This window comes from uncultured Methylibium sp. (assembly GCF_902826655.1).
In the GTDB taxonomy this organism is placed as follows: domain Bacteria; phylum Pseudomonadota; class Gammaproteobacteria; order Burkholderiales; family Burkholderiaceae_C; genus Methylibium.
This window is the reverse complement of the sequence record NZ_CADEFR010000078.1, coordinates 1-13,582: the sequence shown is the minus strand read 5'-3', so window position 1 is coordinate 13,582 and position 13,582 is coordinate 1. Positions and strand designations below refer to the sequence as shown.

Annotated in this window: 16 protein-coding genes; 11 read left to right on the top strand and 5 right to left on the bottom strand. The window is 72.0% G+C overall.

The genetic code is table 11. The features are described from left to right. Nucleotides 1-389 precede the first annotated feature (389 nt). The 9 genes from QZV97_RS18785 to QZV97_RS18745 all read left to right on the top strand — a co-directional run bounded on the left by QZV97_RS18785 (nucleotide 390) and on the right by QZV97_RS18745 (nucleotide 4,564). Nucleotides 390-770, top strand: coding sequence for a tautomerase family protein (locus QZV97_RS18785; RefSeq protein ID WP_295646247.1), 381 nt, complete (start codon nucleotides 390-392; stop codon nucleotides 768-770). 20 nt (nucleotides 771-790) lie between these two features. Beyond that, entirely contained in the window at nucleotides 791-1,141 is a 351-nt protein-coding gene (locus QZV97_RS18780) for a GFA family protein (RefSeq protein WP_295646245.1), read from the top strand. A 137-nt stretch (nucleotides 1,142-1,278) separates the two neighbouring features. Further along, complete coding sequence (locus QZV97_RS18775; RefSeq protein WP_295646242.1) at nucleotides 1,279-1,602, top strand: hypothetical protein; 324 nt, start codon at nucleotides 1,279-1,281, stop codon at nucleotides 1,600-1,602. A gap of 50 nt (nucleotides 1,603-1,652) precedes the next feature. Next, the gene (locus tag QZV97_RS18770; RefSeq protein ID WP_295646239.1) at nucleotides 1,653-2,192 is read left to right on the top strand and encodes a hypothetical protein; all 540 of its coding nucleotides are present in this window, start codon (nucleotides 1,653-1,655) and stop codon (nucleotides 2,190-2,192) included. Between the two features lie 14 nt (nucleotides 2,193-2,206). Beyond that, nucleotides 2,207-2,614: a hypothetical protein gene (locus QZV97_RS18765; RefSeq protein ID WP_295646236.1), complete on the top strand. Its 408-nt coding sequence runs from the start codon at nucleotides 2,207-2,209 to the stop codon at nucleotides 2,612-2,614. Between the two features lie 74 nt (nucleotides 2,615-2,688). Then, nucleotides 2,689-3,186, top strand: a complete 498-nt coding sequence (locus QZV97_RS18760; RefSeq protein ID WP_295646232.1) for a hypothetical protein — start codon at nucleotides 2,689-2,691, stop codon at nucleotides 3,184-3,186. A 7-nt stretch (nucleotides 3,187-3,193) separates the two neighbouring features. After that, a complete protein-coding gene (locus tag QZV97_RS18755; RefSeq protein ID WP_295646229.1) occupies nucleotides 3,194-3,610 on the top strand; it encodes a hypothetical protein in 417 nt (138 codons plus the stop codon). A 64-nt stretch (nucleotides 3,611-3,674) separates the two neighbouring features. Then, nucleotides 3,675-4,121, top strand: coding sequence for a hypothetical protein (locus tag QZV97_RS18750; RefSeq protein ID WP_295646226.1), 447 nt, complete (start codon nucleotides 3,675-3,677; stop codon nucleotides 4,119-4,121). 68 nt (nucleotides 4,122-4,189) lie between these two features. After that, nucleotides 4,190-4,564: a hypothetical protein gene (locus QZV97_RS18745; protein ID WP_295646222.1), complete on the top strand. Its 375-nt coding sequence runs from the start codon at nucleotides 4,190-4,192 to the stop codon at nucleotides 4,562-4,564. Here QZV97_RS18745 and QZV97_RS18740 read toward each other — a convergent pair. Genes QZV97_RS18740 through mdeB form a run of 3 tightly spaced genes read right to left on the bottom strand, consistent with a single transcriptional unit; the run spans nucleotide 4,561 to nucleotide 9,493 of the window. Beyond that, the gene (locus tag QZV97_RS18740) at nucleotides 4,561-5,904 is read right to left on the bottom strand and encodes a Gfo/Idh/MocA family oxidoreductase (RefSeq protein WP_295646219.1); all 1,344 of its coding nucleotides are present in this window, start codon (nucleotides 5,902-5,904) and stop codon (nucleotides 4,561-4,563) included. The two genes, QZV97_RS18745 and QZV97_RS18740, sit on opposite strands and share 4 nt — an antisense overlap. After that, nucleotides 5,901-6,773, bottom strand: a complete 873-nt coding sequence (locus QZV97_RS18735) for a phytanoyl-CoA dioxygenase family protein (RefSeq protein ID WP_295646216.1) — start codon at nucleotides 6,771-6,773, stop codon at nucleotides 5,901-5,903. Before QZV97_RS18735 ends, QZV97_RS18740 begins: the two co-directional genes overlap by 4 nt. A 38-nt stretch (nucleotides 6,774-6,811) precedes the next feature. Further along, nucleotides 6,812-9,493 carry an alpha-ketoglutarate dehydrogenase gene (gene mdeB, locus QZV97_RS18730; protein WP_295646213.1) on the bottom strand — a complete coding sequence of 894 codons (2,682 nt, stop codon included), beginning with the start codon at nucleotides 9,491-9,493 and terminating at the stop codon, nucleotides 6,812-6,814. Between the two features lie 118 nt (nucleotides 9,494-9,611). On the opposite strand from mdeB, the gene QZV97_RS18725 reads away from it, so the two are divergent. Continuing rightward, the gene (locus QZV97_RS18725) at nucleotides 9,612-11,258 is read left to right on the top strand and encodes a hypothetical protein (protein WP_295646209.1); all 1,647 of its coding nucleotides are present in this window, start codon (nucleotides 9,612-9,614) and stop codon (nucleotides 11,256-11,258) included. Nucleotides 11,259-11,267: 9 nt separating this feature from the next. Here QZV97_RS18725 and QZV97_RS18720 read toward each other — a convergent pair whose 3' ends face one another. Further along, the gene (locus tag QZV97_RS18720; RefSeq protein WP_295646206.1) at nucleotides 11,268-12,140 is read right to left on the bottom strand and encodes a lipid A biosynthesis acyltransferase; all 873 of its coding nucleotides are present in this window, start codon (nucleotides 12,138-12,140) and stop codon (nucleotides 11,268-11,270) included. A gap of 1 nt (nucleotide 12,141) precedes the next feature. Next, nucleotides 12,142-13,017: a lysophospholipid acyltransferase family protein gene (locus QZV97_RS18715; protein WP_295646203.1), complete on the bottom strand. Its 876-nt coding sequence runs from the start codon at nucleotides 13,015-13,017 to the stop codon at nucleotides 12,142-12,144. 175 nt (nucleotides 13,018-13,192) lie between these two features. On the opposite strand from QZV97_RS18715, the gene QZV97_RS18710 reads away from it, so the two are divergent. After that, nucleotides 13,193-13,582 (top strand): S-adenosylmethionine synthetase N-terminal domain-containing protein (locus QZV97_RS18710; protein WP_295646199.1); only part of this gene is annotated, 390 nt, incomplete at its 3' end.

Below are 13,582 nucleotides of genomic sequence, written 5' to 3'. Positions count from 1 at the left end.
TGTTCATGGCTTCACGTCATGCAAGATTCGGGCGAGTTATGCAGACGTTCCTTAGAGGTAGGGAGTACGGGCTCGGGGGTCATACTGGCGCAGGGACAAAAAATTGCGCACGGCGAGGTTGGGGAAGCATTCATTGAAGCGTTCAAACTTCATTCAGGAGCTGATCCAACTCGAGCTCTGACGTTGGAGTTTGATGTTGAGTATCAAGCACTGACGACACAGAGGTGCTATCGGTATAGCGGACTTGCCAGAGTTAACGGTAGCTGCCGATCTAACGCTCAAGTTTTCTTTAGTCTCGAAGAGAAACCCGTCAGCCTCGCACGCTGCGGCAGTCTCTCGAGCCAGAAGACTAGGAAGCATCGGTAGTTTGTTTGTGTCCTGAACACCCCATGCCCATCGTCACCCTCACCCTCCGCAAGCCCAAGCCCGCCGCCTTCAAGACCATGGTCCTCGACGCGGTGCACGATGCACTGGTGGGCGTGGGCGTCGATCCGCACGACCGCTTCCACCGCGTGATCGAACTCGGCGAAGACGACTTCCGCTACGACGACAGCTTCCCCGACGTGCGCACGCGGCGCACCGATGACTTCGTGCTGGTGGAGGTGCTGCTGGGCGCGGGCCGCAGTGTCAAGGTGAAGAAGCAGGTGCTGGCGACGCTTGTCGAGCGCCTGGCGGCCCAGGGCTTCGATACCGAGAACCTGATGCTCTGCTTCCAGGACGTGCCCTGGGAGAACTGGTCCCCGGCCGGCGGCCGGATGCCGCACGGCTAGCCATCGGAGGAGCCTCGCTCATGCTCTCCGCCACCTGCCACTGCGGCGCCGTCCGCATCGAGATCCCGCGCCGGCCGCGCAGCCTGACCAACTGCAACTGCTCGATCTGCCGGCGCTACGGCACGCTGTGGGCCTACTTCCCCGCCACGCAGCTGCGGGTGAGCGGCGCGACCAGCCACTACGCCTGGGGCGACCGTCTCCTGCGCTTCGTGCGCTGCAGCACTTGCGGCTGCATCACGCACTGGGAGCGCATCGTGCCGACCGCCGGCGCACGCGTCGGCGTCAACGCGCGCAACTTCGACCCCGCAGTCCTGGGGCCGGTGCGCATCCGCCTGCTGGACGGCGCGAGCAGCTGGAAGTACCTGGGCTGAGGCTGCCCCCCACGTTTGATGCCGCGCGGCGCGCCGCCGAAGGGCGCCGCCTAACGCCGGCCTAACGACGCACGACCTAAAACGGAAGCAGCGCCGGCGCATGCCGTCGCCTTCACCTTCCACGAGGAGTGCAGATCATGAACATCGCCCAGTTCCCCAAGAAGACATCGCGCGCGGTCGCGATGGCCGCCCTCGCCGCCGGCCTGACCCTGAGCCTCGGCAGTGGCATCGCCGTTGCCAAACCGAAGTGCGCCGCCGACGCCGGCGAGTGCAAGAGCCAGGACGACCGCCGCAAGTCGAAGGAGGCCACCGACTCCTATCCCGGCTGCCTGTCGACCCATGGCGGCCCGGGCTGCCGCGGCCTCGCGCCGGACCCGAAGCTGCCGAAGCTGCCGCCGGTGACGCCGCAGCTGCCGGGCACGCCGCATGCCCCCGAAGGCGGCACGACGCACCGGCGCTAGTCGCAGCATGGGCCGCTAGCATCCGCGCACCCTCCACTCCCCGTTGCCCCATGCGCCGACTCGCCGCCCTGCTCGTCCCCCTCACCCTCGCGCTGCTGACCGGCTGCGCCGCCACCGTGCAGCGCCCGGCCGGCGACAACGCGGCCACGCTGCAGGTGCCGGCCGCGGCCAGCAAGCGCGTGGCGCTGCTGGTCAAGCCGGCGCCGTCGCTGGCCAAGTCGACGGACTGGGAGCTGTTCCGCACCGAGTGGCGCACCGCGGTGTCGTCGGCGGCGTCCGGCGCCGGCAAGCAGTTCGACTACTTCGAGGCGCAGCCCGCCGCGACCGCGACGCCCGGCACGCTGGTGGTCGTGACGGTCAAGGACTACCGCTACCTGTCGCCCGGCGCGCGCTACGGCTTCGGCGTGATGACCGGCAACGCCTACATCGACGCCGAGGCCAGCTTCTTCGAGCTGCCCTCGCAGCGCGAGCTGGGCACGCGCAAGTACGCCACCTCGTCCAGCGCCTGGGAAGGCATCTTCTCGGCGATGACCGACAAGCAGATCCAGGCCATCGCGGCCGAGATGATCAAGGAGATCGACCGCCGCTGAGCGCGGTCGCCGGCATGCGGTCGACGGCTGCCGCCATCGCGCTGCGCGCCGCCGCCGTGTGGCTGCTGATCCTGGTCTGCGCGGTTGCCAACGGCGCGCTGCGCGAGACGCTGCTCGTGCCCTGGCTCGGACGGCCGGCGGCGCTGGTGCTCAGCGGCCTGCTGCTGTCGGCCTGCGTGCTGGCCGCAGCACGGCTGCTGGTCGCATGGCTGCCGCCGCTGCCGGCACGGCACCTCGCCGGCATCGGGCTCGGCTGGCTGGCGGCGACGCTGGCCTTCGAGTTCGGCTTCGGCCGCGTGGTGCAGGGCAAGGCCTGGGTCGAACTGGTCGAGGCCCATCGCTTCCACGACGGCAACCTGTGGCCGGTCGTGCTGCTGGTGGTGCTGGTGGCGCCGTGGTGGGCCGCCCGCTGGCGGCGCTGAAGCCGCGCACCTGTCAGTTCCGCGGCAGACCACCGCTTCGCTTCGCCGCTATCGTGGCGCCGGGAGGAAGAAAGATGAACGTTCTTCGCCGCGGCGTTTGGGCGGGCAGCCTGCTGCTGCTCGCCGGCTGCCAGACCCTGCCCGAGTACACCCCGCCCGCCGGCGGCCCGACCGCGCTGGTCCGCTTCACGACCGCCGGGGCCAAGGTCGGCACGACGGTGTTCGATGACGCCCGCTGCAGCAACCCGCGCGAGATCGGCACCCACGAGCGCTTCGTCGCTGTGCCGGCCGGGCGCGAGGTCTTCGTGCAGCGAGGCTGGTACGGCGAGTCGACCGCCGGGACGATCCGCCACAGCTTCACCGTGGCCTTCACGGTCGAGGCCGGCCGGCGCTACGAGCTGCAGTACGGCCAGGGCTATCCGACGTCCTTCCTCAGCCTGCTCGAACTCGACGCCGAGGGCCGGTGGATCCCCGCGCAGCCGCCGATGGCCGACCCGCTGAGCGGCGCGCCGATCGCGTGGCGCGTGCAGCCGCTGCGCCGCTTCAACTGCCCGGCCCGGACGGCCTCCTGATCCGGCCATGAACAAGCCCCCGAGTCTTCGCCGCGCCGTCGCCGGCCTCATCGCGCTGGCCGCTGCCGCGTCCCTGCAGGCCCAGGACCGCACGGAGCCGGCACCGTGGATCACCGACGAGGCGCCCTTCCTGGAGATGTGCACGCACGACACGCTGCTGCGCGTGCTGCGCTTCGCCGACGCGAGCGCCTGCGAGTCGGCCGTCAAGGCCTCGGCCGCACACTGCAACCAGGTGCTGACCGCGGACTTCGCCGGCAAGGCCGACGCCACGCCCGAGACCGCCTCGCGCCGCGCCTTCCTGCGCGGCGCCGGGCAGGGATGCTTCATGGCGCAGATGGACGGCCGTACCGAGGGGCGCTTCGTGCCGGTGCTGCAGCACCTCGCCAAGGCGGCGCGCGACGGCGGCCGCAAGCCGCAGGATTGACGCCCGCCGCAGCCCCAGGCTAGCGTGCCCGCATCGCCGCCGACGCGGCCCCGCGGAGCCCGCCATGGACGCCTTGCAGACGATCACCGCGTCGATCACCAACGCGCAGCTGAAGGACTGGCTGATCTTCATCGCCGGCGTCGCCGGCCTGGCCTGGTACTACCTGTGCCTGTTCGACCTGGGCCTGCATCCCACGCCGGCCAGCACGCAGGCCGGCGGCTACCGGCAGTTCCAGTCGCTGTCGGTGACGACGATCAGCGTGTCGCTCGCCACCTACGTGGGCTACGTCGTCGGCCTGCCGTCGTCGGCGGCGGCCGGCAGCGCGGGCAACGGCTCGGTCGGCCAGCTCCAGGTCGCCAGCGCCCTGCTGTACGTGGCCTCGCTGCTGGTCGCGGTCTTCTTCTACGCGCGCACCAAGGACCAGACCGAGCCCGCCATCACGGGCCTGGCCAAGTCGCTGCTGGGCTTCGTCGCGGGCGTGTTCTCGATCTCGCTGAACGTGCCGGGCTGAACTGCGACCGAGGGATGGCGTTCGCGGGGCGGCGGCCGACAAGCTCGGGGCTCGATGAGGAGACACCGATGAAGAAGCCCCAGCACCTCGACTTCGATCTCGTGATTTCCGCCGGCCGGGCCCGGCTGCGTGCCAGCCATCCCGAGCGCCTGCCGATGATGCCCTTCGAGGCCGGCTGCGACGCCTACCGCCTGGCGCTGCGCACGGCGCGCGCCCGGCTGGTGCGTGCCGGCTACCGCCTGGCGGCCGCGCTGCCCGGCGCGCGCGAAGCCACGCCGCTGCAGGTGCTGATGGGCCGCGCGCCGCTGCCCTGGCGCGTCACGCCGCCGCGCACCACGACGCGCGCGCGCCGCCGCGTCATCGTCGTGTGCATGGACTGCGACTGCCGCGGCGACGGCGGCTGCAAGTGCAAGGTGGTCAAGTGCCCGGAGAACCGGGTCTAGCCGCCGATCACTCCCCGCTCCATCTCGCGCCGGAAGGCCACCGCCTCGGCCGCGGCGTCGAAGACCACGTCGTCCCAGCGCACCGGCTGGCCGACCGCGACTTCGCGCTTGAGCTTGAGCTTGTGCGCCAGGCCCAGCGGCAGGTAGCCGCCGGCCACCGACGCGGCCGCCGGCATCAGCTTGCCGTAGACGGTGTAGCCGCCCTCGCCGTCGAGCATCTCGCCCTCGCGCAGCAGGCGCTTGCTCGTGGCGACGACATCGCCGCGCCACGCGTAGGGCGCGCCGGTCGGCTCGCGGCGCAGGCCGGCGCTGGCGACGCTGATGCCCAGCTCCAGGCCGATCAGGTGGAAGGGCTTGTACATCGACGAGTACTCGCCGCTGGAGTCGGTGACGAGGCCGTATTCCTTGAAGCAGCGGCGCACGTAGTCGCTGTCGGCGGCGAAGCTGACGTAGACGCCCCAGCGCAGGTCGCGGAAGACCGGGCGGCCGTCGCGCTCGACCGACGAGATCACCTCGACCTGGCCGCGGTGCTGCAGCAGGCCGCCATCGACCCGGGGTTTGAGCAGGCGCGCCAGGTCGTCCACGCCGCAGGCCGGGAAGGCCAGGCCGTCGTCGGCCGGCGTCAGGCCGCAGGCGTTGGACACGGCGGCCATCTCGATCGCGCTCTTGGTGCCGTCGAGGAAGCTGTTGAACATCTGCGCGTTCATGCCGCCGGCCTGGGCGTCCTCGGCGCTCAGTCCGTAGTGCTGCCACACGGTGTCGGGCGTGCTGGCGTGGTAAGCCGGCAGGTACTTGGTGCCCTTGCCGGCGGCCACGACCTCGAAGCCCGCGGTGCGCGCCCAGTCGACCATCTCGCAGATCAGCGCCGGCTGGTCGCCGTAGGCCAGCGAGTAGACGATGCCGGCCTCGCGCGCCTTGCGCGCCAGCAGCGGCCCGGCCAGCGCGTCGGCCTCGACGTTGACCATCACGATGTGCTTGCCGTGCCGGCAGCAGGCCAGCACGTGGGCGATGCCGGCCGACGGCGAACCGGTCGCGTCGATGACGATCTCGACCGCGTCGCTGGCGATGGCCGCGGGCGTGTCGTCGGTGAGGAAGGTCGTGCCGGTGCGGCGCGCGTCGTCGAGCGAGCGCGCCGCGAGCTGCGCCTCGTCCCAGCCGACGCCCAGCAGCGCCTGCTTCGCGCGCGCCGGGCTCAGGTCGCAGACGGCGACGAGGTGGATGCCCGGCGTGCGGCGCGCCTGGCTCAGGTACATGGAGCCGAACTTGCCGGCGCCGATCAGCGCGACGCGCAGCGGGCGGTTCTCGGCCTGGCGTGCCTGCAACATGCGATGCAAGTTCATGCCATCTCCTTCAGTTCTTCCATCGACGTCACCAGCGCCGACGCCGGCGTGCCGCCCTGCCACGGCAGGTCCACCGGATAGGGCTTCAGCAGGCAATCGTCGGGCAGGGTCTCGATCGGCGTGAAGTCGCGGTGGGCGATGTACTCCACGCGCTTGTGGCGGCGGATGTGGTTGGACACCGCGCACAGGCTCAGGTACACGCTGACGCGGTGCCAGGGGCTGAGGTTGCTGCTGCTGGCATGCACCAGGCAGGAATGGAACATGATCATCGAGCCGGCGGGACCCTGCGGCGACACGATCCCGCCCTCGCGGCCGCCGGCCTTCGCCACCAGCTGCGCGATCGCGTCGTTGTCGATGGTCCACAGCGGGTAGCTGGTCGTCGTCAGGTCGTGGCCCGCCGGCAGCGCGCCGAGCTTGTGGCTGCCGGGGATGAACATCAGCGGGCCGTTGAACTCGTTGACCTCGTCCAGGAAGATCGCGACGTTCATCGCGCGCGGTGTCGGCATCAGGTCGTCGTTGAGCCAGGTGCCGTAGTCCTGGTGCCATTGCCAGACGTCGCCGTCGAAGGCCTGCTTGCCGTTGATCTTGAACTGGTGCATGTAGAGCTTCTCGCCGAACAGCTGCTCGACCGGCCGGATCATGCGCGGGTGGCGCGACAGCCGCGCGAAGGGCGCGCTGTACAGGTGCGCGGCGAAATTGGTCCGCACCGAGCGACCGTTCTTCTCGCGCACGTTCTCGGGCCGGTCCATCGCATAGAGGCGCGGCACCTCGTCGGTCAGCGTCTTCACCTCGTCCGGCCGGAACAGGCCGGGAAAGAACAGGTAGCCGTCGCGGTCGAAGCGTGCCTGTTGTTCGGCATCCAGCTGCATGGCGTGTCTCCTTGCGGGTTGAACGGGTCGAAGGGGTCTCAGCGGCCCCAGGGCGGCTCGGCCGCGGTGTCCAGGCCGTAGCGCTGCGCGGCGTGCGCCAGCACCGTGCGCTCGCGCCGGCCGGCGCGCACCAGCGCCTGCAGCGCGGCCAGCACGATGTGGTGGCGGTCCACCTCGAAGTGGCGGCGCAGCTCGGCGCGCGTGTCGCTGCGGCCGAAGCCGTCGGTGCCCAGCGTGACGTAGCGCGCCGGCACGTACTCGGCGATCAGCTGCGGCCAGGCGCGCACGTAGTCGGTCGCGGCGATCACCGGCGCGTCGCCGGCCAGCAGGCGCGCGACATGGCTGCGGCGGTCGCGCTCCAGCGGCTGCAGGCGGTTGGCGCGCTCGACCTCGCGCGCCTCGCGCGCCAGCTCGGCGAAGCTGGTCACCGAGTAGATCTCGCTCGGCACCTGCCAGTCCGCGGCCAGCAGCCCGGCGGCGGCGATGACCTCGCGCAGGATCGCGCCCGAGCCCAGCAGGCGCACGCCGGCGGCGGCGTCCGGCGCCTCGCGCTGCGCGTGCAGGTACATGCCGCGCAGCAGGTCGTCGTGGGCCGCGGCCGGCAGCGAGGGCTGCGCGTAGTTCTCGTTCATCAGCGTCACGTAGTGGAACTCGTCGCATTGCTGCTCCAGCATGCGGCGCGCGGCGTGCTCGACGATCACCGCCAGCTCGCCGGCGAAGCACGGGTCCCAGACGCGGCAGTTGGGCACCTGCGCGGCCGCCAGCACCGAGCTGCCGTCCTGGTGCTGCAGGCCTTCGCCGCCCAGCGTCGTGCGGCCGGCGGTGGCGCCGAACAGGAAGCCGCGCGCGCGCTGGTCGGCCGCGGCCCAGATCAGGTCGCCGACGCGCTGGAAGCCGAACATCGAGTAGTAGATGTAGATCGGCAGCATGGCCAGGCCGCTGACGCTGTAGGACGTGGCGGCGGCCGTCCACGAGGCCAGCGCGCCGGCCTCGGTGATGCCTTCTTCCAGCAGCTGGCCGTCCTTCGCCTCGCGGTAGCTCAGCATCGAGCCGGCGTCCTCGGGCTCGTAGAGCTGGCCATCGGGCGCGTAGATGCCGATCTGGCGGAACAGGCTGGCCATGCCGAAGGTGCGCGCCTCGTCGGCGACGATGGGCACGAGGCGCGGACCGAGCTGCGGGTCCTTCAGCAGCCCCGCGATCAGTCGCACCGCGGCCATCGTGGTGCTCATCTCCTTGCCGTCGGCGTCGAGCGCGAAGCCGCCCCAGGCGGCCAGCGGCGGCACCGGCAGCACCGGCGCCTCGCGCCGGCGCTGCGGCAGCGCGCCGCCGAGCGCGCTGCGGCGCTCGCGCAGGTACTGCATCTCGGGGCTGTCGTCGTCGGGCTTGTAGAAGCGCAGCTGCTCGCGGTCGGCGTCGGTCAGCGGCAGGCCGAAGCGCCGGCAGAAGGCCTCGAGCCCGTCGAGGTCCAGCTTCTTGGCCTGGTGCGAGGTCATGCGCGACTCGCCCGCACCGCCCATGCCGTAGCCCTTCTTGGTCTTGGCCAGGATCACCGTCGGCCGGCCTTCGTGCGCCTGCGCCGCGGCGAACGCGGCGTGCAGCTTGCGCAGGTCGTGGCCGCCGCGCTTGAGCGCGTCGATCTCGGCCTCGCTCATGTGCGCGACCAGCGCCTGCACGCCCGGGTTCTGGCGGAAGAAGTGCTCGATGTTGTAGGCGCCGTCCTTCGCGCCGAGGGTCTGGTACTGGCCGTCCACCGTGCCGGCCAGCGCGCGCAGCAGCACGTGGTCGGTGTCGCGCGCGAACAGCGCGTCCCAGTCGCTGCCCCACAGCACCTTGATCACGTTCCAGCCGGCGCCGGTGAACAGCGACTCCAGCTCCTGGATGATCTGCCCGTTGCCGCGCACCGGGCCGTCGAGGCGCTGCAGGTTGCAGTTGATGACGAACGTCAGGTTGTCGAGCCGCTCGCGCGCGGCCAGCGTCAGGCCGGCGATCGACTCGGGCTCGTCCATCTCGCCGTCGCCGAACACGCCCCAGACATGGCGCGCCTGCGTGTCGGCCAGGCCGCGGTGCTGCAGGTAGCGCAGGAAGCGCGCCTGGTAGACCGCGCTCAGCGGCCCCAGGCCCATCGAGCCGGTGGGGAACTGCCAGAAGTCCGGCATCAGCCAGGGGTGAGGATAGGAGCTGAGGCCCCCGCCGCCGGCCCCCTGCCCACACTCCTGCCGGTAGCGGGCCAGCTGCTCGTCGCTCAGCCGCCCTTCGAGAAAGGCGCGCGCATAGACGCCCGGCGCCGAGTGCGGCTGGAAGTACACCAGGTCGTCGGCACGGAAGAAGTGATTGAAGCCGACCTCGAAGATCTCGGCCGCCGACGCATAGCTGGCGATGTGGCCGCCCAGGTCGCCGTAGGCCGCGTTGGCGCGCATCACCATCGCCAGCGCGTTCCAGCGCATGATGGTCGCGAGGCGCTGCTCGATCTCGAGGTCGCCGGGATAGCGGCCCTGGCGCTCCACCGGGATGGTGTTGCGGTAGGCCGAGTACGGCAGCACGTGCGGCACGATGCCCTGCTGCTGCGCCTGCTCTTCCAGTTGCTCCAGCAGGTAGAGCCCTCGCTCGCGGCCGGCCTGCGCGACGACCGCGGCCAGCGCGTCCAGCCACTCGCGGGTCTCGGCCGGGTCGGTGTCGGTGGCGGCCGACCGCAGCAGGGCGAAGGACGGGCGCTCGCTCATGGTCGGTCCATGGTAGCGGCCGGCGGCGAACCCTGCCTTGCCGGCCCGCAGGTCCCGTCCTAGCATCCGCGCGAGGTGGCGAGGTGGCGAGGGGCGGAGCCGGCGGCTCCGGACGCGCATGAACGACGACTACTTCGACGGCCGCAACGGCCGCGGACCGGGCGCGAACGTCGACTGGGTCGACTACCAGCGCGGTCGCAACGACGCCGAGCGCGCGCGGCAGAACGCGGTCGCGTCGTCGCCGCCCGCGAAGTCGCCGTCCCCCTGGGGCGGTGGCGGTGGCGGCGGCGATGGGGGCGGCGGCGGCGGCGGCCTCGGCATCCTGGTCGTGGCCGGCGCCGTGCTCGCCGCGATCGGCGTCGGCATCGCCCTGGCGGTCACGCTGCTGCTGCCGGCGCTGATCGCCGCGCTGCTGGTGTTCGCCGCGGCGCGGCTGCGGCCGGGCCGCCAGGCGCCGACCTACGGCGAGGCCTACGGCGCCGCCCTGATCGGCCTGATGGCCTACGTGCTGATCACGGCCGGCGTCGGCTTCGGCCTGACCCTGCTGCTCGACGGGCGGCGCCAGCCGGGCCTGCTGTTCGAGCTGGCCCGCATCGCGACGGCCGCGCTGCAGGTCGGCCTGGTGAGCCTGGAGTCGGCCGACGTCGCCGGCCGCGTGCTGGAGCAGCTGAGCGCCGCCGCGGAGGATCCGCGCTGGCGCCCCGGGATGCTGGCCGGCGCGCTGGCGATGCTGCACGGCCCCGGCCTGCTGGCCTGCGCGCTGGTGCTGCGCTGGCGGCTCGACGCCACCTTCGGCGGCTGGCTCGGCTTCCTGGCAGCCTGCGTCGTCTCGCTGCTGGCGGTGCTGGCCTCGATCTTCTCGAGCGCCTGGGCCTTCGTCTTCCTGGTGCGCCACGCCGAGGTGCTGCGCTTCGCGACCGACGCGGCCGTGCTCAACGCCGCCTTCGTCGCCGGCCTGGTGCTGCTGGCGCACGTCGCCATCGGCGGCGCGCTGGCGGCCTTGCTGCTGTACGCCGTGCTGCGCCCGCGCTTCGGCGCAGCCGCCGCGGCCGGTGCGCCGCCTGCGCCGCGCTACCTCGCCTGCTACGGCAGCGGCTCATTCGTCATGCTGGCCTACGGCCTGCTGCTGACGGTCGGCTTCTGGCTGTTCCGCGAGGGCGACGCGCTGCTGGCCGCCCTGCGCGGCGGCGAGGGACCCGCGGCGCTCGCCGCCCTGCCCGGCCCGGCCCTGCGCGACTTCCTGCTGCTGCAGACACCGGCCCTGGCGCTGGGCGTGGCGATGATGGCCGCGCAGCCCGGTCGCCGCGAGGCCGGCTCGGCGCGACGCGCAGTCATCGCGCTGGCCTTCGCCGTCGGTCTGCCGCTGGCGGCGCTGCTGACGCTGTCGATCGCGGCGCCGCGCAGCGCCGACCAGTTCGCCGTCCAGCGCCAGCCGCTGCTGCAGGCCCTGGGGCTGCAACCGCTGATGACCGGCCTGCGGCCAGGCGCAGCGGCCGCGTCGGCCTTCGACGGCGAGTGGTACAGCGCCCAGCGCCGCTACGGCCTGCGCATCGCCGGCGTGCGCGGCTTCGTCACCGTCCCGGGTGGCGGCGCGCTGCAGGCCGGCCACACCGTGCTCAGCATCGAGGCGGTGGCTGGCCGCGGCTTCCGCGGCCAGCACATCGCGCCGGACGGCCGCTGGCAGCCCGTCACCGGCGAACTGCTCGACGCGCAGACGCTGCGGCTGCGCAACGCGACGACGGCCTGGACGCTGTCGCGGCGCTGAGCCCGGCGCTCAGGCGTACAGCGAAGGCTCGCCCTCCGGCCGCGTCTTGAAGCGCTTGTGCACCCACAGGTACTGCGCCGGGTTCTCGCGGATGCGGTCTTCGATCCAGCGGTTCATCCAGGCGGTGTCGGCCTCGGCGTCGGTGGTCGGGAAGCCGGCCCAGGGCTCGTGGAAGCGCACGCGGTAGCCGCGCCCGCCGGGCAGCATCTCGGCGATCACCGGCTGCACCTTCATGCCCAGCAGGCGCGCCATGCGCGACGGCGCCAGCAGCGTGGCGGCCGGCACGCCGAAGAAGGGCACGAAGGCCGCGTCCTTGGCGCCGAAGTCCATGTCGGGCAGGTTGAAGAAGCCCATGCCGTCCTTGATGGCGCGCATCAGCGGCTTGGCGGTCTCGTTGCGCGCGAAGATCTTCGCGTTGCCGTAGCGCAGCCGCGCGCGCCGCAGCGCGGCGTCGAAGACCTTGTTGCTCTGCGCCTGGTAGATGGAGCAGCCGGGCCGCGCGATGAAGAGCTGCACCGCCGCGCCGGCGACGTCCAGGCCCATGAAGTGCGGCACCAGCCACATCACCGGGCCGGCGTGGGTGTCGGCGAAGCTGGCCGGGCCTTCGACGTGCATCAGCCGGCGCAGCCGCTCGGGCGAGGCGTACCAGAGCAGGCCGCGCTCGAGCAGGCTGCGGCCCAGCCACTGGAAGTGCTGGAAGGCGAGCGCACGGCGCTTCTGTTCGGGCCAGTCGGGGAAGCACAGCTCGAGGTTGCGCAGCGCGATGCGCCGGCGCGAGCCGGCCAGCGGCCACAGCAGCATGCCCAGGCCACGACCCAGCAGCGCCAGCAGCGGCAAGGGCAGCCAGTGCAGCAGCCACAGCAGAACCAGGACGATGCGCATGTCAGTCGTTGGCGCCGGCCACGGCGCCGGCGCGAGGTTGCTTGTAGCGGTGATAGCCCCAGAGGTACTGCTGCGGGCACTGCAGGATCAGCCGCTCCATCGCGCGGTTGATGGCGGCGGCTGCGGCGGTGGCGTCGTCGGGCAGCGGCTCGCCCAGCTCGGCCACCCGCACACGGTAGCCGGCACCGCCCGGCAGGCGCTCGCCCCAGATCAGCAGCAGGGCCGCGCCGGTCTGCTGCACCAGGCGCGCGGCCAGCGTCATCGTGTAGGCCGGCTGGCCGAAGAACGGCGCCCAGACGCCCAGGCCCTCGGGCGGCACCTGGTCGGGCAGCAGGCCGACCACCTCGCCGCGCTTGAGGGCGCGCATCATCTGGCGCACGCCGGCCAGCGTGGCCGGGGCGGCATCCAGCCCCGGGCGGCGGCGCGCCGCCTCGACCAGCGGGCGCAGCCAGGGCTTGCGGGCGGGGCGATACAGCACCGTCATCGCGCCGCGGCCGGCGCCGTAGCGCTCGGCGTAGGACTGGCCGACGACCTCGAAGCAGCCAAGGTGCGGCGTCAGCATCACCAGGCCGCGGCCGCTGTCCTGGGCGCGTTCGATCAGCTCGCCGCCCTGCCACTGCACCGGCACCAGCAGCTTCGCGTCGTGCGGGCGCAGCCACAGCGGCGGCAGCTCGGCCAGCATGCGGCCGGCGGCCGCGATGCCGGCGCGCGCCTGCGGCCAGGGCACGCCGGCGCGGGCCACGTTGGCGCGGAAGCGGCCGCGGTAGCTGGGCGACGCCGCGTAGACCAGCCAGCCCAGCGCGCCGCCGCACCCGTGCAACAGCCACAGCGGCCAGCCGGCCAGGGCACGCATCAGGGTCATCAGAAAGCGGCTCATCGGGGTCGTTAGAATCGCGGGGTCGCCGAGTTACAGGACTACTTGCGGGGCGATCGCGGTGCCATCACCGCCGGGTCACGATGACGAATCGGGCTCAACAAACCGCTAAAGCGTTCGCCGCTCCTCCCACCAGGCCGGCAACGCGAGTTGCAACTTGATGGACTGGAGTTTAAGAGTGGCGAACGACTTTCTCTTCACCTCGGAATCGGTTTCCGAAGGTCACCCCGACAAGGTGGCCGACCAGATCTCCGATGCGATCCTCGACGCGATCTTCACCCAGGACCCGCGCTCGCGCGTGGCCGCCGAGACGCTGACCAACACCGGCCTCGTGGTGCTGGCCGGCGAGATCACCACCAACGCGCATGTCGACTACATCCAGGTGGCGCGCGACACCATCAAGCGCATCGGCTACGACAACACCGAGTACGGCATCGACTACAAGGGCTGCGCGGTGCTGGTGGCCTACGACAAGCAGAGCAACGACATCGCCCAGGGCGTGGACCACGCGTCCGACGACCACCTGAACACCGGCGCCGGCGACCAGGGCCTGATGTTCGGCTACGCC